Origin of the sequence: Streptomyces chartreusis NRRL 3882 (assembly GCF_900236475.1) — a bacterium.
Lineage (GTDB): Bacteria > Actinomycetota > Actinomycetes > Streptomycetales > Streptomycetaceae > Streptomyces > Streptomyces chartreusis_D.
The window spans coordinates 2,800,749-2,818,644 of the sequence record NZ_LT963352.1 but is presented as its reverse complement, the minus strand read 5'-3'; the positions used below and the strand labels follow the sequence as shown (position 1 = coordinate 2,818,644).

15 protein-coding genes are annotated in these 17,896 nt (G+C 70.5%); 5 read left to right on the top strand and 10 right to left on the bottom strand.

The window, feature by feature from the left end; genetic code table 11:
* Positions 1–51: 51 nt before the first annotated feature.
* Entirely contained in the window at positions 52–1,266 is a 1,215-nt protein-coding gene (locus SCNRRL3882_RS12330; protein WP_010048590.1) for an acetate kinase, read from the bottom strand.
* Positions 1,263–3,365 (bottom strand): phosphate acetyltransferase, encoded by a 2,103-nt coding sequence (pta, locus tag SCNRRL3882_RS12325; RefSeq protein ID WP_010048591.1) that lies wholly within the window; start codon positions 3,363–3,365, stop codon positions 1,263–1,265. The genes SCNRRL3882_RS12330 and pta overlap by 4 nt, the downstream gene beginning before the upstream one ends.
* 220 nt (positions 3,366–3,585) lie before the next feature.
* On the opposite strand from pta, the gene SCNRRL3882_RS12320 reads away from it, so the two are divergent.
* Complete coding sequence (locus tag SCNRRL3882_RS12320) at positions 3,586–4,611, top strand: ATP-dependent 6-phosphofructokinase (protein ID WP_010048592.1); 1,026 nt, start codon at positions 3,586–3,588, stop codon at positions 4,609–4,611.
* A 20-nt stretch (positions 4,612–4,631) separates the two neighbouring features.
* Here the strand turns inward: SCNRRL3882_RS12320 and SCNRRL3882_RS12315 are convergent, their stop codons facing one another.
* Positions 4,632–5,369 (bottom strand): helix-turn-helix domain-containing protein, encoded by a 738-nt coding sequence (locus SCNRRL3882_RS12315; protein ID WP_029181781.1) that lies wholly within the window; start codon positions 5,367–5,369, stop codon positions 4,632–4,634.
* Between the two features lie 186 nt (positions 5,370–5,555).
* On the opposite strand from SCNRRL3882_RS12315, the gene SCNRRL3882_RS12310 reads away from it, so the two are divergent.
* Positions 5,556–6,005 (top strand): PPOX class F420-dependent oxidoreductase, encoded by a 450-nt coding sequence (locus SCNRRL3882_RS12310; protein ID WP_010048594.1) that lies wholly within the window; start codon positions 5,556–5,558, stop codon positions 6,003–6,005.
* A 53-nt stretch (positions 6,006–6,058) separates the two neighbouring features.
* Here the strand turns inward: SCNRRL3882_RS12310 and SCNRRL3882_RS12305 are convergent, their stop codons facing one another.
* Complete coding sequence (locus SCNRRL3882_RS12305; protein WP_029181782.1) at positions 6,059–6,847, bottom strand: IclR family transcriptional regulator; 789 nt, start codon at positions 6,845–6,847, stop codon at positions 6,059–6,061.
* Positions 6,848–6,998: 151 nt separating this feature from the next.
* Between SCNRRL3882_RS12305 and SCNRRL3882_RS12300 the strand changes: the two genes are divergently transcribed.
* Together SCNRRL3882_RS12300 and SCNRRL3882_RS12295 are read left to right on the top strand one after the other, a co-directional pair.
* Positions 6,999–8,336 (top strand): gluconate:H+ symporter, encoded by a 1,338-nt coding sequence (locus SCNRRL3882_RS12300; RefSeq protein ID WP_010048599.1) that lies wholly within the window; start codon positions 6,999–7,001, stop codon positions 8,334–8,336.
* A gap of 44 nt (positions 8,337–8,380) precedes the next feature.
* Positions 8,381–9,718 carry an enolase C-terminal domain-like protein gene (locus tag SCNRRL3882_RS12295; RefSeq protein WP_010048600.1) on the top strand — a complete coding sequence of 446 codons (1,338 nt, stop codon included), beginning with the start codon at positions 8,381–8,383 and terminating at the stop codon, positions 9,716–9,718.
* A gap of 217 nt (positions 9,719–9,935) precedes the next feature.
* On the opposite strand, the gene SCNRRL3882_RS12290 is transcribed toward SCNRRL3882_RS12295, so the two are convergent.
* The 5 genes from SCNRRL3882_RS12290 to SCNRRL3882_RS12270 form a co-directional block, all read right to left on the bottom strand.
* Positions 9,936–10,775 (bottom strand): carbohydrate ABC transporter permease, encoded by an 840-nt coding sequence (locus SCNRRL3882_RS12290; RefSeq protein ID WP_010048601.1) that lies wholly within the window; start codon positions 10,773–10,775, stop codon positions 9,936–9,938.
* Positions 10,776–10,780: 5 nt separating this feature from the next.
* Complete coding sequence (locus tag SCNRRL3882_RS12285) at positions 10,781–11,710, bottom strand: carbohydrate ABC transporter permease (RefSeq protein WP_010048602.1); 930 nt, start codon at positions 11,708–11,710, stop codon at positions 10,781–10,783.
* Between the two features lie 15 nt (positions 11,711–11,725).
* The gene (locus SCNRRL3882_RS12280) at positions 11,726–13,093 is read right to left on the bottom strand and encodes an extracellular solute-binding protein (RefSeq protein WP_010048603.1); all 1,368 of its coding nucleotides are present in this window, start codon (positions 13,091–13,093) and stop codon (positions 11,726–11,728) included.
* A gap of 128 nt (positions 13,094–13,221) precedes the next feature.
* Positions 13,222–13,920, bottom strand: coding sequence for a response regulator (locus SCNRRL3882_RS12275; protein WP_010048604.1), 699 nt, complete (start codon positions 13,918–13,920; stop codon positions 13,222–13,224).
* Positions 13,917–15,605: a sensor histidine kinase gene (locus SCNRRL3882_RS12270; protein ID WP_010048606.1), complete on the bottom strand. Its 1,689-nt coding sequence runs from the start codon at positions 15,603–15,605 to the stop codon at positions 13,917–13,919. The genes SCNRRL3882_RS12275 and SCNRRL3882_RS12270 overlap by 4 nt, the downstream gene beginning before the upstream one ends.
* 177 nt (positions 15,606–15,782) lie before the next feature.
* Between SCNRRL3882_RS12270 and SCNRRL3882_RS12265 the strand changes: the two genes are divergently transcribed.
* Entirely contained in the window at positions 15,783–17,174 is a 1,392-nt protein-coding gene (locus tag SCNRRL3882_RS12265; protein WP_010048609.1) for a C4-dicarboxylate transporter DctA, read from the top strand.
* Between the two features lie 92 nt (positions 17,175–17,266).
* Here SCNRRL3882_RS12265 and SCNRRL3882_RS12260 read toward each other — a convergent pair whose 3' ends face one another.
* Positions 17,267–17,884 (bottom strand): TetR/AcrR family transcriptional regulator, encoded by a 618-nt coding sequence (locus SCNRRL3882_RS12260; RefSeq protein ID WP_029181783.1) that lies wholly within the window; start codon positions 17,882–17,884, stop codon positions 17,267–17,269.
* Positions 17,885–17,896: the final 12 nt, after the last annotated feature.

Sequence of the window (17,896 nt, the reverse complement as noted above, 5' to 3'; positions counted from 1 at the left end):
TCGCAACGGAATATTCCGTCTGGCGGAAAATACAAAAGGGCGGGATGCCGCTCAGGTGTGATTCCCCGAACCAATTACCAGCGCGTAGGTCTGTGTCGCGATCTCCAATTCCTCGTCGGTGGGCACCACCGCCACCGCGACCCGGGCGCCCTCGGGCGAGATCAGCCGCGCCTCGTCGCCGCGTACGGCGTTGCGCTCGCCGTCCACCGCGAGACCCAGCTCCTCCAGGCCCGCCAGGGCGGCCTCCCGCACGGGCGCCGCGTTCTCGCCGACACCGGCGGTGAAGGCCACCGCGTCCACCCGTCCGAGTACGGCGTAATAGGCGCCGATGTACTTCTTCAGGCGGTGAATGTAGATGTCGAACGCCAGCTCCGCCTGCTCGTCGCCCTCGTCGACGCGGCGGCGGATCTCCCTCATGTCGTTGTCGCCGCACAGACCGATCAGACCGCTCTTCTTGTTGAGAAGAGTGTCGATCTCGTCGGCGGACATTCCACCAACACGCATCAAATGGAAGATGACGGCCGGGTCCATGTCTCCCGAGCGCGTACCCATCACGAGCCCCTCCAAAGGCGTCAGGCCCATGGAGGTGTCCACGCAACGACCGCCCCGCACGGCAGAGGCGGACGCCCCGTTGCCCAGGTGCAGCACGATCACGTTCGTCTCGGCGGGGTCCTTGCCGAGCAGCTCGGCGGTGGCCCGGGAGACGTAGGCGTGCGAGGTGCCGTGGAAGCCGTAGCGGCGGATGCGGTGCTCGTCGGCCGTCTTCACGTCGATCGCGTAGCGGGCGGCCGACTCCGGCATCGTCGTGTGGAAGGCGGTGTCGAAGACGGCGACCTGTGGCAGGTCCGGCCGCAGCGCCTGCGCCGTGCGGATCCCGGTGAGGTTGGCCGGGTTGTGCAGCGGGGCGACGGGGATGAGCCGCTCGATCTCGGCGAGCACGGTTTCGTCGATCACGGTCGGCTCGGTGAAGAACTTGCCGCCGTGCACCACGCGGTGCCCGATCGCGGCCAGTTCGGGCGAGTCCAGGCCGAGGCCGTCCTTGGCGAGCTCCTCGGCGACGGCCTTCAGGGCGGCGTCGTGGTCGGCGATCGCCCCGCCGCGCTCCCGGCTCTCGCCGCCGGCCGGGGTGTGCTTCAGCCGGGAGGTCTGCTCGCCGATGCGTTCGACCAGACCCACCGCCAGCCGGCCGTTGTCGCGCATGTCGAGCAGCTGGTACTTCACCGACGAGGAGCCGGAGTTGAGGACGAGGACACGGGACGGGCTCACTGGGCGGTTGCCTTCTCGCTCGGGGACGGGGCGGGGGACTGGGCCTGGATCGCCGTGATGGCGACCGTGTTGACGATGTCCTGGACGAGGGCGCCACGGGACAGGTCGTTGACCGGCTTGCGCAGACCCTGGAGCACCGGGCCGACGGCGATCGCTCCGGCCGAGCGCTGCACGGCCTTGTAGGTGTTGTTGCCGGTGTTCAGGTCGGGGAAGATCAGCACGCTCGCCTGTCCGGCGACCTCGGAGCCGGGCAGCTTGGTCGCCGCGACCGACGGCTCCACGGCGGCGTCGTACTGGATCGGGCCCTCGATCTTCAGGTCGGGCCGGCGCGCGCGCACCAGCTCGGTGGCCTCGCGCACCTTGTCGACGTCGGCGCCGGAGCCGGACGTGCCCGTGGAGTACGACAGCATCGCGATCCGCGGCTCCACGCCGAACCGCTCGGCCGTGGCCGCCGACTGGATGGCGATGTCGGCGAGCTGCTCGGCGTTCGGGTCCGGGTTCACCGCGCAGTCGCCGTAGACGAGGACCTTGTCGGCCAGGCACATGAAGAACACCGACGAGACGATGTCGGCGTCCGGCCTGGTCTTGATGATCTCGAAGGCCGGGCGGATGGTCGCGGCCGTGGAGTGCACCGAGCCGGACACCATGCCGTCGGCGAGGCCCTCCTGCACCATCAGCGTGCCGAAGTAGTTCACGTCGGAGACCACGTCGTACGCCAGCTCCACGGTGACGCCCCGGTGGGCGCGCAGGGCCGCGTACTTCTCGGCGAAGGCGTCGCGCAGGTCGGAGGCGGCCGGGTCGATCAGCTGGGACTCGCCGAGGTCGATGCCGAGGTCGGCGGCCTTCTTGCGGATCTGGTCGACGGGGCCGAGCAGGGTCAGCTCGCACACGCCCCGGCGCAGCAGCACCTCGGCGGCGTGCAGCACGCGCTCCTCGGTGCCCTCGGGGAGGACGACCCGGCGCAGGTCGGAGCGGGCCTGCTCCAGCAGCTTGTGCTCGAACATCATCGGCGTGACGCGGTCGCTGCTCGGAGCGGAGACGCGGTGCGCGAGGTCGGCGGTGTCGGCGTACCGCTCGAACAGGCCGAGCGCCCGCTCCGCCTTGCGCGGGGTGGCCGCGTTGAGCTTCCCCTCAAGGGAGAACAGCTGCTCGGCGGTGGGGAAGCTGGTGCCGGCCACCGACAGCACCGGCGTGCCCGGTGCGAGGCGCTCGGCGAGCGTGAGGATGTCGGTGCCGGGCACCTCGTCCAGGGTGAGGAGCACGCCCGCTATCGGCGGGGTGCCGGCGCTGTGCGCGGCGAGCGCGCCGACGACCAGGTCGGCGCGGTCCCCCGGCGTGACGACGAGGCAGCCCGGGGTCAGGGCGCCCAGGAAGTTCGGCAGCATCGCCCCGCCGAAGACGAAGCCGAGCACGTCCCGGGCCAGCCCCGAGTCGTCGCCCAGCACCACCTTGGCGCCGAGGGTGTGGCCGATCTGCGAGACCGTCGGGGCGGACAGCGCGGGCTCGTCGGGCAGGACGTAACACGGCACGGGGAGCCGGGAGCCGAGCTGGGCGGCGATCTCGTCGCGGTCCTCGCGGGCCACCCGGTTGGCGACCATGGCCAGGACGTCGCAGCCCAGCGTGTCGTAGGCCCGGTAGGCGTTGCGCGTCTCGGCGAGCACCGACTCGACGGTCTGCTTGCGGCCGCCCACGACCGGGATCACGGACGCGCCGAACTCGTTCGCCAGCCGGGCGTTGAGCGCCAGCTCGTCCGGGAGCTGGGTGCCGGCGTAGTCGGTGCCGAGGACCAGGACCACGTCGTAGTCGCGGGCGACCAGGTGGAAGCGGTCGACGAGCGTGGACACCAGCTCGTCCGTGCCGGCCTCGGCCTGGAGGGCGGACGCCTCGTGGTAGTCCATGCCGTAGACGGTCGCCGGGTCCTGGGCGAGCCGGTAGCGGGCGCGCAACAGCTCGAAGAGGCGGTCGGGCCCGTCATGGACGAGGGGACGGAAGACGCCCACCCGGTCGACCTGCCGGGTGAGGAGCTCCATGACCCCCAGTTCGACGACCTGGCGGCCGTCGCCGCGGTCGATGCCGGTCACGTACACGCTGCGGGTCACGCGCGCTCTCCGTTTCGTCGTGAGTGGGGGTACATATCAAGCCAACGGCTATCCAGCCACGGGCACAAAAATCGCCCACCGAGGTGAGCAGAACCCTCTTGACAATACCTCCGCCGATAGATAAGGCGCCCATCAGTCCAGGGTGCGGCACCCGGCTGTGGAGCGTGAAACAATCGGCAGAGGCTCACCGGTATCAACAGCGAGCAGGAGACACAGCACGATGCGTATCGGAGTTCTCACCGCAGGCGGCGACTGCCCCGGCCTGAACGCCGTGATCCGGTCGGTCGTGCACCGGGCGGTCGACAACTACGGCGACGAGGTCATCGGCTTCGAGGACGGTTACTCGGGACTGCTGGACGGCCGCTACCGCACCCTCGACCTGAACGCGGTCAGCGGCATCCTGGCCCGCGGCGGCACGATCCTGGGGTCGTCCCGGCTGGAGCGCGACCGGCTCCGCGAGGCCTGCGAGAACGCCTCCGACATGATCCACGAGTTCGGCATCGACGCGCTGATCCCGATCGGCGGCGAGGGCACCCTGACGGCGGCCCGCATGCTGTCCGACGCGGGTCTGCCGGTGGTCGGCGTCCCGAAGACGATCGACAACGACATCTCGTCGACCGACCGCACCTTCGGCTTCGACACGGCGGTCGGGGTCGCCACCGAGGCGATGGACCGCCTGAAGACCACCGCCGAGTCCCACCAGAGGGTGATGGTGGTGGAGGTCATGGGGCGCCACGCCGGCTGGATCGCGCTGGAGTCCGGCATGGCGGCCGGTGCGCACGGGATCTGTCTGCCGGAGCGGCCGTTCGATCCGGCCGATCTCGTGAAGATGGTCGAGGAGCGCTTCGCCCGCGGCAAGAAGTTCGCGGTCGTCTGCGTCGCCGAGGGCGCCCACCCGGCCGAGGGCACCATGGACTACGGCAAGGGCGCGATCGACAAGTTCGGCCACGAGCGATTCCAGGGCATCGGCACCGCACTCGCCCACGAGCTGGAGCGACGGCTCGGCAAGGAGGCCAAGCCGGTCATTCTCGGCCACGTCCAGCGCGGCGGCTCACCGACCGCGTACGACCGGGTGCTCGCCACCCGGTTCGGCTGGCACGCGGTGGAGGCCGCGCACCAGGGGCAGTTCGGCAGGATGACCGCGCTGCGCGGCACGGACATCGTGATGGTGCCGCTCGCGGAGGCCGTGACCGAGCTGAAGACCGTCCCGAAGGACCGGATGGACGAGGCCGAGTCGGTCTTCTAGAGGGCCGGGCGCGGACACCCCTAGGCCGGGCTCTCCTGGATTCTCGTCCAGAAGTGCTCGACGATCCGGTCGAGGAAGTCGCGGGCGGCGTCGCCGGCGTCGCTGCTGCCGCCGCCCCAGCTCAGGGTGGCGGCCATGTGCCCCTGGTAGTCCTGGTGCAGCCCCTGGAGGGCGCCCTCCAGGAACGGCCGGTCCAGGGGCACGACCTTGGCCACCGGGCGCACGTAGGCCTGCCAGCGGGTGGTGACGGCGTTGCGCAGCAGGTCGCCGAGTCTGGCGTCGCGGCCCGTGACGGTGACGAAGTCGGGCAGGCCGAGGCCGAGCAGATCGGCGAGGGCGGCGGACTGGCGGTCGGTGCCGCGCCAGTTGTCGGTCTCCTCCATCCGCAGATACGCGTGGAGTTCGTGCCCCACGGCACGGGCCACGTCCTCGGGGGCGAGACCGCGGGCGATGCGGTGCTCGCGCAGGGTGCGGGGCCTGCCGATGAGTTCGCCGGGCGAGCACCACAACGTCCCTGCGAGGGCGGTCAGTTCGGAGGCGGACGGGGCCGCCGCCCCGCGTTCCCAGGCCATGACGTGGTCCGGGGTAATGTGGGGGTGCCCGTAGGAGACACGCATGCCGTAGGCGACGTGCTCGGGTGTCATGCCGAGGGCCGCGCGCAGCCGGCGGGCGGCGGGGGCGTTGAAGGGCGGGGGCGTCGGGGTGGCGGGCACGAGGTGGGGTGTGGGCTGGCTCGGGCGGGCTGAAGGTCGGCGCACGGGCCACAAGCTAGGGGCGCGGGGCTGCGGTGACTACGGTCTGTTCAGCCAGGAACACGGATTGTAGGAACCTACGGCTACCAGCGGGTTCGACCGGGGCCGAAGATCGTCTGTCGGCCGGGGCGGGGGTGCGGCGAGGATGGCACCGGGCCTGGTGAGCGTGGGCCCGGAAAGGCGGCCACTCAGGTGAACGGCAAGCTCAGCGGGCATATTCGCGAGCGTCTCCGCGCGGCGAACTTCTGGCATCTCGCGACGGTGGGTGCGGACGGTGCGCCCCAGGTGTCGCCCATGTGGGCGGACATCGAAGGGGAGTACGTCATGGTCAACACGTCCGTCGGGCGGGTGAAGGAAGAGAACCTGCGGCGCAATCCGTACGTTTCGCTGTCCCACCACGATCCCGGGAACCCGTACGACCGGGCGGAGATCCGGGGGAAGGTCGTCCGGTTCGTGGAGGGCGAGGAGGCGGAGCGGGCGATGGACCGGCTCGCGCGGAAGTACCTCGGGGAGGACCGGTACCCGTGGCTGCTGCCCGGGGAGCGCCGGGTGATGCTGCTGATCGAGCCGACGCGGGTGCGCAGGCTCGAAGGTGTGGAGCCGTTCCGGGCCGGGGTCCTGCCGGACGGGGCGGCCGGCTGAAGGACCCCGTCATGGGGCGTGGAGTCGACGGGCACCCGCTTAGGGGATGCCCGTCAGCGCCAGTCGGGTGTGTCCGGTGCCGGCGGTAGGCGGGATTCGATCCTCGCCCGGATGTCCCGCATCACGGAGACGATGCGGGCCTCGTGCTCCGGGGTCAGCCGGGCCACCGGGACCGAGCAGCTGATGGCGTCGACGACCGGTGTGCCGTAGCGCAGCGCGAAGCCGAAGCCGGCGATGCCGGGCACCGTCTCCTCGCGGTCGACGGAGTAGCCGCGCTCGCGCACCCGGGCCAGGTCGGCGAGGAGCGCCGCCCGGTCGGTGTGGGTGTTCTCCGTGAGCGCGGTCAACGGCCACTTCGTGAACGGCAGTTCTTCGTCGGCGCGCTCCGCGAGCAGTGCCTTGCCGAGCGCGCCGGCGTGGGCCGGGACGCGACGGCCGACCCGGCTGATGGTCCGCAGGTACTCGTGGGACTCGCGGGTGGCGAGGTAGACGACGTCCGGGCCGTCGAGCCGGGCCAGGTGGATCGTCTCGCCGAGCGCGTCCGACGCCTCGTCGAGATACGGACGGACCAGCCGGACCCGCCGGTCCCCGTCCAGGTAACCGGTGCCGGTGAGCAGCGCACGGATCCCGATGCCGTAGAGGGAGCCGGTGGCGTCGGTGCGGACCCAGCCGGCGTCGACGAGTGTCCGGAGCAGCTGGTACATGCTGCTGCGCGGCACGCCCAGGTCCTCCGAGAGCTGGTCGAGGCGCGAGGGCTGCTCGCCCCGCTCGGCGAGCAGTTCCAGCAGCGCGACGGTCCGGGCCGCCGACTTCACACCGCGGACCCCTCTGCTCTCCTGCATGGGCTCATCGTAGGTCCGCAGCAATCTGTGATCGCCCGGCCATTGACCCGGCACGTTCACCCACTTAGCCTCCATCTGCATACGTGGACGCCATCTGCATATAGGGACGTCTGCATATGGGGATGGGACACCGGTTCAAAGGGGAACTGCCTTGCCTCTGCTCGTAGTCGGGATCAGCGTTCTGGCTCTGCTTCTCCTCATGACCAGGCTGAGACTCAACGGTTTCGCGGCCCTGCTGCTCGTGGCGGTCGGGGTCGCACTGGTCCGGGGGATTCCGGTGGCGACCATCCCGGACGTCCTCTCCGAGGGCATCGGGGACCAGATCGGCGACACCATGCTGACCATCGGGCTCGGCGCCATGGTCGGCCGCGTGATGGGGGACGCCGGCGCCGCACAGCGCATAGCCGGCAAACTCCTCGACGCCTTCGGACCGCGGTGGGTCCAGGTCGCCATGGTGGTCACGTCCATGCTGATCGGCGTGACCATGTTCTACGAGGTCGCGTTCGTCATCATCGTGCCCATCGCGTTCACCCTGGTCTGGGTGACCGGGGCGAAGCTGCTGTGGGTCGGCCTGCCGATGTCCATCGCCCTGTCCACCATGCACAGTTTCCTGCCGCCGCACCCCGGGCCCACCGCCGTCGCCGCGGCCTTCCACGCCTCCGTCGGACTGACGCTGTTCTACGGTCTGTTCGTCGCCGTGCCCGCCGGTGCGCTCATCGCCCTGACCTGGCCCCGTCTTCCGTTCGTCGCGAGGATGACCCCGGCCATCCCCAAGGGCCTGGTCAGCGATCGCGAGTTCACCGACGAGGAGATGCCGGGCCTCGGCTGGTCGCTGTTCGTGGCGCTGTTCCCGGTGGTGCTGATCGTGGCCGCCGCCGTGACCGACATGGCCGCCTCGGGCGACAGCCCCTTCCTGCACGCCGTCGCCTTCGTCGGGTCGGCGCCGATCGCCCTGCTGCTGACCCTGTGCCTGGCGGTCTGGGCGTTCGGACCGCGGATCGGGCGCAGCCTGAGCGACGTCGGCGCCTCCTGCGGCTCGGCGGCCCAGGCCATGGCGATGATCCTGCTGGTGATCGGCGCGGGCGGGGCCTTCAAGAACGTCCTCGTCGAGGGCGGGATCTCCGACTACATCAAGGACGTCACGGACGGCTGGTCCATCTCGCCGATCGTCCTCGCCTGGCTCGTCGCCGTCATCCTCCGCATCGCGCTCGGCTCGGCCACCGTCGCCGTCGTCACGGCCTCCGGCGTGGCACTGCCCCTCCTGGCGGGCAGCGGGGTGCACCCGGAGGTCATGGTGCTGGCCGTCGCCTGCGGCTCCATCGCCTTCTCCCACGTCAACGACCCGGGGTTCTGGCTGTTCAAGGAGTACTTCAACCTCTCCGTCATCGAGGCGATCAAGGTCCGTACGTCCTATACGACCGTGCTCGCCGTGCTCGGCCTGGGCGGCGTGCTGGCGGTCGAGTGGGTCCTCGACGCCCTCAGTCTCTGAACCATGTCGATTCAGCCTTCACAAGCCTTCAGAAGGGGCACCCGATGAGCAGCGGACCGCAGCCGACCGTCACGGCCTTCGCCGTCTACCCCGTCGCGGGCCGGGACAGCATGGAGCTGAACCTCTCCGGCGCGCACGGCCCGTACTTCACCCGCAACATCGTCGTCCTCACCGACTCCGAGGGGCGTACCGGGCTGGGGGAGGTGCCCGGCGGGGAGAAGATCACGCGGACGCTGCGGGACGCCGAGTCGCTGGTCGTCGGGGCGAAGGTGGGGGACTACAAGCGGGTGCTGCGCGAGATCGGCGAGCGGTTCGCCGACCGGGACGCCGGGGGGCGGGGTGTCCAGACCTTCGACCTGCGGACCACCGTCCATACGGTGACCGCGGTCGAGTCGGCGCTGCTCGATCTTCTCGGGCAGCATCTGGACGTGCCCGTGGCGGCGCTCCTGGGTGACGGGCAGCAGCGGGACTCCGTGCGGGTGCTGGGGTACCTCTTCTACGTCGGTGACCCGGACCGTACGGATCTGGAGTACGTCCGGGAGCCCGACTCGTCCGTGGCGTGGTACCGGGTGCGGCACGAGGAGGCGCTGTCGCCGGAGGCGATCGTGCGCCAGGCGGAGGCGGCCTACGAGCACTACGGTTTCCGGGACTTCAAGCTCAAGGGAGGTGTGCTGGCGGGGGCCGAGGAGGTCGCGGCGGTGCGCGCTCTCAAGTCGCGTTTTCCCGGGGCGCGGATCACCCTGGACCCGAACGGGGCGTGGTCGCTGCGGGAGGCGGTCGAGCTGTGCCGGCCGTTGGTGGGCACGCTCGCGTACGCCGAGGATCCCTGCGGGGCGGAGGGCGGTTACTCCGGGCGGGAGATCCTCGCGGAGTTCCGCCGGGCCACGGGGTTGCCGACGGCGACGAACATGATCGCGACCGACTGGCGTCAGATGGCCCATGCCCTGGCTCTCCAGTCGGTCTCCATTCCGCTGGCCGATCCGCACTTCTGGACCATGCAGGGGTCGGTGCGGGTGGCGCAGTTGTGCAACGCGATGGGGCTGACCTGGGGGTGTCACTCCAACAACCACTTCGACATCTCCCTGGCGATGGTGACGCACTGCGGGGCGGCGGCGCCGGGGGAGTACAACGCGCTGGACACGCACTGGATCTGGCAGGAGGGGCTGGAGCGGTTGACGGTCGAGCCGCCCCGCATCGTGGGCGGGGAGGTGGCTGTTCCGGACGCGCCGGGGTTGGGTGTGCGGCTCGATACGGACCGCTTGCTGGCGGCGCACGAGCTGTATCGGGAGAAGGCGCTGGGGGCGCGGGACGATGCGGTGGGGATGCGGTACCTGATCCCGGGGTGGGAGTTCGACGCGAAGCGGCCGTGTCTGGTGCGGTAGCACGCCGTGGGTGGTGCGGGGTGCCTGCGGCGGCCTGTGCGGCTTCGGTGGGGGTGGGCGTAGCGCCTCCGCGGCGGTGGTGGGTCGGGCGTACGCGGGTGCGGGTGCGGGTTCGCTTAGCTGCGGGCAGTCGTGCCGCTCGGGGCGGCACGGGTGGGCGCAGCGGTGCCCCGTTCCGCCGGGTTGCGGACCTCCCCGGCCCCGGCAGCGACGCCGGTCAGCCCTTGACCGCGCCGCCCAGGGCGAAGCCCCCGCCCAGACGCCTGGCGATGAGGACGTACAGCAGGATCACCGGCGTCGAGTAGACCATCGAGAACGCCGCCAATTGCCCGTACGCCACCATCCCCCGGTTCCCGAAGAAGTCGTTGATGCTGACGGACGCCGGCATCTGGTCGGGCGTGAGCAGGAGCATGAAGGGGACGAAGAAGTTGCCCCACATCATGACGAAGGAGAAGACCGTCACGACGGCGACGCCCGGGCCCATCAGGGGCAGCACGATGCGGATCAGGGACTGGAGGGCCGAAGCACCGTCGGTCCAGGCCGCCTCTTCCAGTTCCTTGGGGACGCCGTCCATGAAGTTCTTCATCAGCCAGATCGCGTACGGAAGTTGGGACGCGGCGAAGAAGAAGATCGTGCCCCCCATCGTGTCGATCAGGTCCACCTGGACGAAGAGCGCGTAGACCGGGACCATGATCGCCGTGATGGGCAGGCTGGTCGCGAAGAGGATCGTCAGCAGGAACGGACGGTTGAAGCGGGAGCTGAACCGGGAGAGCGGGTAGGCGGCAAGGGCCGCGCAGACCACCGTCAGGAGCGTCGCGCTGCCGCAGAGGATCAGGCTGTTCAGGAGGGGGGTGAAGGTGACCTCGGGCGTGAGGATCGCGTCGAAGTTGTCCAGGGTGAGGCCGTCGGGTGCCTTCACCCGGAGGTCGGCGTGCGGGTCCAGGGAGGACAGGACCACCCAGGCCAGGGGGAGTACGAACGCGGCGGCGACCACCAGGAGCCCCGAGTCCGCCGCGAGGCGTCGGGCCGTGCGGCGGGAGGCGAGTGTGACGGCCATGCGGGTCAGACCTCCGTCCGCAGCAGGCGCAGATAGACGAGGGAGAAGAGGGAGCCGACCAGGAGGAGCAGCAGGGCCACCGCCGTGCCGTAGCCGATCAGGCTGTTCTGGAAGGCCTGTTCGTACATGAAGAGCGGGAGCGTCTGGCTCCTGCCGCCCGGGCCGCCCCTGGTCATCACCCAGATCAGCCCGAAGACCGAGAGGGTCTGGAGGGTGTTGAGCATCAGGTTCGTGGCGATGGAACGGCGGATCATGGGGAGGGTGATGTGCCACATGCGGCGCCGGCCCCCGGCCCCGTCCACCTCGGCGGCCTCGGTGATCTCCCTGGGGATCTCGTTCAGCGCGGCCGAGTAGACCAGCATCGAGAAGGCCGTGCCGCGCCAGACGTTGGCGAAGGACACCGCCAGGATCGGCAGGGTGAACAGCCAGTTCTGGGACGGCAGGTGGAGCCAGTCCAGGATGGCGTTCAGGGTGCCCTCGCGGCGGAAGAAGGCGTAGAGCAGGAAGCCGGCCACCACCTCCGGCAGCACCCAGGCCGTGACCACGATGCCGCCGGTGAGCGTGCGGACCGGTTTCGACGCACGCTGCATCAGCGCGGCCAGGGCGAGGCCGAGCGTGTTCTGCCCGATGAGGGACGACAGGACCGTGAACACCAGCGTCAGCCATACGGCGTTGAGGAACGCCTCGTCCCCGAAGGCCCGGGTGAAGTTGTCGAAGCCGACGAACGAGTCCTCGGCCTGGCCGGTGAGCTGGAGGTCGGTGAAGGCGATGGAGACGCAGTAGGCGATCGGGCCGGCGAGGAAGAGGAGCAGGAGGACGACGGCGGGCGTGAGGGGCATGGCCCGGACCAGCGCGGCCGGGCCCCGCCGGGGGCGGCGGGGAGCCGTGGGGCCGGGCGCCTTTCCGAGGCCGGTGTGCGGTGCTGTGGTGGTCATCCGGCGTACCGCCGCCTACCGCTCGACGACCTGGTTGTCCGTGGCGTCCTTCAGGGCGTCCACGTAGTGGCCCGTCGCCTCGTCGACCGACATGTCGCCCGTCGTCACGCCCTCCATGGCCTCCTGGATGGCCGTCGAGACCTTCGGGTAGGCCGGGTAGGCGGGGCGGTAGTGGGTGTGCCGCACCAGGTCGGTGAAGAACTCGGTGCCGGGCTGGGCGGTGGCGTACCCGGGGTCCTTCGCCACGTCCTCGCGGACGGCGATGCCGGAGTTGGCGACGTACCACTTCTGCGCGTTGGCCTTGGTCTGCATCGTCTTGATGAACTCGAAGGCCAGGTCCGGGTTGCCGGCCTTCGCCGGGATCGACCAGGTCCAGCCGCCGGACATGCTCACCTTGCCGGGAGCCTGGCCGGTTTGCGTGGGCATGGCGGCCAGGCCCAGCTTCTTCGACCACTCGGGCCACTCGTGGCCGCTGCCGGGCAGCCAGTCCTGTGGGAGCCAGGAGCCGTCGAGGGCGATGCCGAGCTTGCCCTGCGGGAGCCACTCGCCGCGGACCCGGGTCATGACGTTCGGGTCGAGCGCGTCGGAGACGTCCGGGCCCAGCTTCTCCTTGTAGACCGTCTCGACGAAGGCCAGGGCGTCCTCGAAGCCCTGGCCGCCGGCGATCCACTTCTTGCTCGACTTGTCGTACAGGGGGTCCGTGCGGCCGTCGTTCGTGCCGTAGAGCAGCATCTCGAAGGTCTGCATGGTGGCGGCCTCGCCTACCGGCTTGCCCGTGTAGACGTTGAGCGGGATGACGCCGGGGACCTTCTGTTTGATGGTGCGGGCCGCGGTCAGGACGTCCTTCCAGGTCTTCGGCTGCCAGTCGGCGGGGAGGCCGGCCTTGGCGAAGACGTCCTTGTCGAACCAGAGTCCGCGGGTGTCGGTGCCGTCGGGGACGCCGTACGTCTTGCCGTCCTCGCCCCGGGCCGCCGCCTTCGCCGTGTCGATGAACCGGTTCCAGTCCGGCCACTTGGCGAGGTAGGGGTCGAGGGGCTTGAGGTAGCCGCTCGTGATGTCCGAGTTGATGAGGAACGTGTCCTCGTAGACCAGGTCGGGTGCGGTCTTGGGCGAGCGGAGCATCTGCTGGAGCTTGGTGTAGTACTCCGAGTCCGGGGCCTTGATCGGGACGAGCTCGACCTTCTTGCCCGGGTGGGCCTTCTCGAACTGCTCCTTGATGTCCGCGAGGTAGGTGTCCATCACCTTGATGGAGTTGTCCGTGGACTGTTTGAAGGAGACCTTCACGGTGTCGGGATCGCCGCCGGAACCGCCACCGCAGGCGGTGAGGGCGGTGGCGGCGAGGGCCAGGACGACGAGAGGTGTGAGAGCGGCGGTGGGGCGCACGGCACGAACCTCCTACAGGCGCACTTCTTTGTGGCCGGGTGGCTGCGTGGTGAACCTAGGTTGAGTGGTCTAGTCAGGTCAATGCGTGTGCGCGGGTTCGATCGAGCCCGGTGGCAGCTGACGGGCCGTCACTGACCGGTGACCCAGCGGTACTGCAGCTCCGGGCGCCCCACCGTGCCGTACTGCGGGCGGCGGGCGGCGCGGCCCGCGTCCACCAGGTGTTCCAGGTAACGGCGGGCCGTGATGCGGGAGATGCCCACGGTCTCCGCCACTCCTGCGGCCGTGAGGCCCTCCGTGCTGTCGCGCAGGGCCACGGTCACCCGCTCCAGCGTCGGTGCGCTCAGCCCCTTCGGCAGGGCGGCCGGGCCCGGTGCGCGCAGGGCCGCCAGCGCCCGGTCGACCTCGTCCTGGCCGCTCGCCTCGCCGACCGCGGCATGGAACTCCGCGTACCGCACGAGGCGGTCCCGCAGGGTCGCGAAGGTGAACGGTTTCAGGACGTACTGCACGACTCCGAGTGAGACGCCCTCGCGCACGACCGCCAGATCACGCGCCGACGTCACGGCGATCACGTCCGCGTGGTGTCCGGCCGCCCTGAGGGACCGCGCCAGGTGCAGTCCGTGCACGTCCGGCAGGTGCAGATCGAGCAGGAGCAGGTCGACGGGCGTGCGCTCCAGCGCCCGGCGGGCCTCCGCGCCCGTGTGCGCCTTGCCCACCGCGACGAAGCCGGGGACCCGGCCCACGTACATCACGTGCGCGTCGGCCGCGACCGGGTCGTCCTCCACGACCAGGACGCGGATGTCCCTCTCGGGCGTGCTGTCGCTCGTCATGCGTCGCCTCCGGCGCCTCTGGACACCGAGGTCCTGGATGTCACGCCCCCGGCCACCGCCCCCGACTCCCGCAGCGGCAGCCGTACCTCGAACTCCGCCCCGCCCCCGTCGGCCTCCGACACCGACAGCGTCCCCTCGTGCCGCTGGGTCGCCTGCCGTACCAGGGCCAGCCCCAGCCCCCGGCCGCCCGGCCCCGCCGGCTTGGTCGTGAAGCCCCGCTGGAAGACGGCCTCGGCGTGCTCCGGGTCCACGCCCGGGCCCGTGTCCGAGACCCGCAGCACCAGTTCCGGGGCACCCTCGGTGTCCCCGGGGGCCGCGGTGTCCTGGGTGTACGCCGCCACCGTCACCCGTGCCCGCACGCTGCCCTGTGCCGCGTCCACGGCGTTGTCGATCAGGTTGCCCAGGATGGTCACCAGGTCCCGGGCCGGCAGGGACTCCGGCAGCAGGCCGTCGTCCAGGCTGCTGTCCTCCGACACCATCAGCTCCACGCCCCGCTCGTTCGCCTGGGCCGTCTTGCCCAGCAGCAGTGCCGCCAGCACCGGCTCGCTCACCGCCGCCACGACCTGGTCGGTCAACGCCTGCGCCAGCTCCAGCTCGGCGGTCGCGAACTCCACCGCCTCCTCCGCCCGGCCCAGCTCGATCAGTGAGACGACGGTGTGCAGCCGGTTCGCCGCCTCGTGCGCCTGCGAGCGCAGCGCCTGCGTGAAGCCCCGCTCGGAGTCCAACTCGCCCATCAGCGACTGGAGTTCGGTGACATCGCGCAGGGTGACGACCGTACCGCGCCGCTCGCCGCCCGACACCGGGGAGGTGTTGATCACCAGGACCCGCGACGCCGTCAGATGCACCTCGTCCACCCGCGGCTCCGACGCCAGCAGCGCACCCGTCAGCGGGGCGGGCAGCCCCAGCTCGGCCACCGACCTGCCCACCACGTCCCCGGCCACGCCGAGCAACTCCCGACCTCCGTCGTTGATCAGCGCCACACGGTACTGCCCGTCCAGCATCAGCAGCCCCTCGCGTACGGCGTGCAGGGCGGCCTGGTGGTAGTCGTGCATCCGGCTGAGCTCGGCCGCGTTCATGCCGTGGGTGTGGCGGCGCAGCCGGGCGTTGATGACGTAGGTGCCGACGGCGCCCAGGGCCAGTGCGCCGGCCGCTACGCCGAGCAGGGCCGTGAGCTGGTCCTGCACCCGCTGGGTGATCTCCTCGACCCGGATACCCGCGCTGACCAGGCCGACGATCTCCTTGCCGTCCCGGATCGGGGTGACCGCGCGGACCGAGGGGCCGAGCGTGCCGGTGTAGATCTCGGTGAAGGTCTGGCCCTTCAGGGCCGTCTCGGTGTGGCCCCGGAAGGGCTGGCCGATCTGGTCCGGGTCGGGATGCGTCCAGCGGATGCCCCGCGGGCTCATGATCGTTATGAAGTCGACCTCGGTGTCCCGCATCACCCGCAGCGCGTACGGCTGGAGCCGGCCGGTCGGGTCGGAGGAGCGGGCCGCCTCCAGCACCGAGGGCGAGTCGGCGACCGACCGCGCCACCGCCCTGGCCTGGCGTCGCGCCGCCTCTTCGGCCTGGCTGCGGTCGCTGACGTAGGTGAACAGCGCGTATCCGGCCACGACGACCGCTATCAGGACGGCCTGCATGGCGAAGAGCTGGCCCGCCAGGCTGCGGGGACCGGGTACGGAGAAGCGCATGTCGTCAGTCTGCCTCGTGGCTGATTGTGAACTAAATGAACGGAAGGGTGACCGCGCTCACAGAGCAGGACATAGTCACGGCATTCCCCAATACGCATCTCCGGGAGTTTCCCGCTCCCTGTCCCGGACGTGAGCCGCACGCCGGTGATGCCGACGACGTCGTCAAGGAGGGCCGCCGTGACCAGCGCAGCCGATACGGCACCTGCCGCACCCAAAGCCAAGCGGGACCGCACGCACTATCTCTACATCGCGGTGATCATCGCGGTCGCCGCCGGCATCGCGGTGGGTCTGGCCGCACCCGACTTCGCTGTCGAGCTGAAGCCCATCGGCACCGGATTCGTGAATCTGATCAAGATGATGATCTCCCCGATCATCTTCTGCACGATCGTGCTGGGCATCGGCTCGGTACGGAAGGCCGCCAAGGTCGGTGCCGTCGGCGGCATCGCTCTGAGCTACTTCATGGTGATGTCGCTGGTGGCCCTGGGCATCGGCCTGGTCGTCGGCAACATCCTGGAGCCCGGCACGGGCCTGGCGGTGACCGACGCCGTCAAGGAGGCCGGTCACGCGCAGATCGACGCCGAGGCGAAGGACACCACCGAGTTCCTGCTCGGCATCATCCCGACCACGATCGTGTCGGCCTTCACCAACGAGTCGGTCCTGCAGACCCTGCTGATCGCCCTGCTCGCCGGCTTCGCCCTGCAGGGCATGGGCTCGGCCGGCCAGCCGATCCTGCGCGGCATCGAGCACATCCAGCGGCTCGTCTTCCGCATCCTCGCCATGGTGATGTGGGCCGCCCCCATCGGTGCCTTCGGCGCCATCGCCGCCGTCACCGGCTCCGCGGGTCTGGAAGCGCTCAAGAGCCTCGCCGTGCTGATGCTCGGCTTCTACGTCACCTGCTTCCTCTTCGTCTTCGTCGTGCTCGGCATCCTGCTGCGCGTCATCTCCGGCCTGAACATCATCACGCTGTTCAAGTACCTCGGCCGTGAGTTCCTGCTGATCCTGTCCACCTCCTCGTCCGAGTCCGCGCTGCCGCGGCTCATCGCGAAGATGGAGCACCTGGGCGTCAGCAAGCCGGTGGTCGGCATCACCGTCCCGACCGGCTACTCCTTCAACCTCGACGGCACCATGATCTACATGACCATGGCGTCCCTGTTCATCGCCGACGCCATGGGCACGCCGATGTCGCTCGGCGAGCAGATCCCGCTGCTGCTCTTCCTGCTGGTCGCCTCGAAGGGCGCCGCCGGTGTCACCGGCGCCGGTCTGGCGACCCTGGCCGGTGGTCTGCAGTCGCACAAGCCGGCCCTGGTGGACGGCATCGGCCTCATCGTCGGCATCGACCGCTTCATGAGCGAGGCCCGCGCGCTGACCAACTTCGCCGGCAACGCCGTGGCCACCGTGCTGATCGGCACCTGGACGAAGGAGATCGACAAGGACCGCGTGAACCAGGTCCTCGCCGGTGAGCTGCCCTTCGACGAGAAGACGCTGCTGGACGACGGGCACGGCGGCCCGGCCGACGGCCACGTCGAGGTGCCCGAGCAGGGCGGCGAGAAGGAGCTGGCGAAGGCCTGACGGCCGCGCGCCGCGCCCCGCGAGACTCCGGGCGGCTGAGTGTCCCCCCGTCGCTCAGCCGCCCGGTCCCTGCCCACACGACAGACCCTGTATCAATCGTTCAGCTCGGCCACCAGCTCGGTGGCCCTGGAGGCGGGCACGCCCGCCGCGGTCAGCACCGTGACCGCGGCGCAGCGGCCCGCCTCTCGCGCTGCCACGAGCCCGTCGTTCACCGCCTCCATCAGCGCGACCAGCATCTGCTCGTGCACGTACGCCAGGGCCGGCGCGGGCAGCGGTGAGCTGAAGACGCCCTCGTCGAGGCCGCGCCGGAGCACCCCCGTGGCGGCTTCCCGGACCGGGGCGAGCCGCTCCCGGATGCCCTGCATGGTGACCGTGCGCTGGGCGAGCGCGATCAGCAGCCGGTAGCGGTCGGCCAGCTCCCACACCGCCAGCACCGAGCGGGCCACGGACTCCGCCGGGTCCTCCACGCCCTCCCGGCCCGCCGCGTGCGCGGCCGACAGGGACTCCACCGCCTCGTCGACGAGCGTGCTGATCAGCGCCTCGCGGCTGGGGAAGTGCCCGTACACCGTCCGCCGTACGACGCCAGCGGCGCGTGCGATCTGGTCCATGGACGCGTCGGGGTCGCGCAGCAGCTCGGCCAGGGCGACGTCGAGGATGCGGCGCCGGTTGGCGTCGGCGCGGCTGGTGTTACCGGAAGGCATGGCAGCCATTCTGCACGCCCC

What these genes read in the sequence shown, in the direction of transcription:
- SCNRRL3882_RS12320 (WP_010048592.1), top strand. Translation starts at nt 3,586, where the DNA reads ATGCGTATCGGAGTTCTCACCGCAGGCGGCGACTGCCCCGGCCTGAAC.
- SCNRRL3882_RS12305 (WP_029181782.1), bottom strand. Translation starts at nt 6,847, where the DNA reads ATGCAGGAGAGCAGAGGGGTCCGCGGTGTGAAGTCGGCGGCCCGGACC.
- SCNRRL3882_RS12295 (WP_010048600.1), top strand. Translation starts at nt 8,381, where the DNA reads ATGAGCAGCGGACCGCAGCCGACCGTCACGGCCTTCGCCGTCTACCCC.
- SCNRRL3882_RS12290 (WP_010048601.1), bottom strand. Translation starts at nt 10,775, where the DNA reads ATGGCCGTCACACTCGCCTCCCGCCGCACGGCCCGACGCCTCGCGGCG.
- SCNRRL3882_RS12285 (WP_010048602.1), bottom strand. Translation starts at nt 11,710, where the DNA reads ATGACCACCACAGCACCGCACACCGGCCTCGGAAAGGCGCCCGGCCCC.
- SCNRRL3882_RS12275 (WP_010048604.1), bottom strand. Translation starts at nt 13,920, where the DNA reads ATGACGAGCGACAGCACGCCCGAGAGGGACATCCGCGTCCTGGTCGTG.
- SCNRRL3882_RS12270 (WP_010048606.1), bottom strand. Translation starts at nt 15,605, where the DNA reads ATGCGCTTCTCCGTACCCGGTCCCCGCAGCCTGGCGGGCCAGCTCTTC.
- SCNRRL3882_RS12260 (WP_029181783.1), bottom strand. Translation starts at nt 17,884, where the DNA reads ATGGCTGCCATGCCTTCCGGTAACACCAGCCGCGCCGACGCCAACCGG.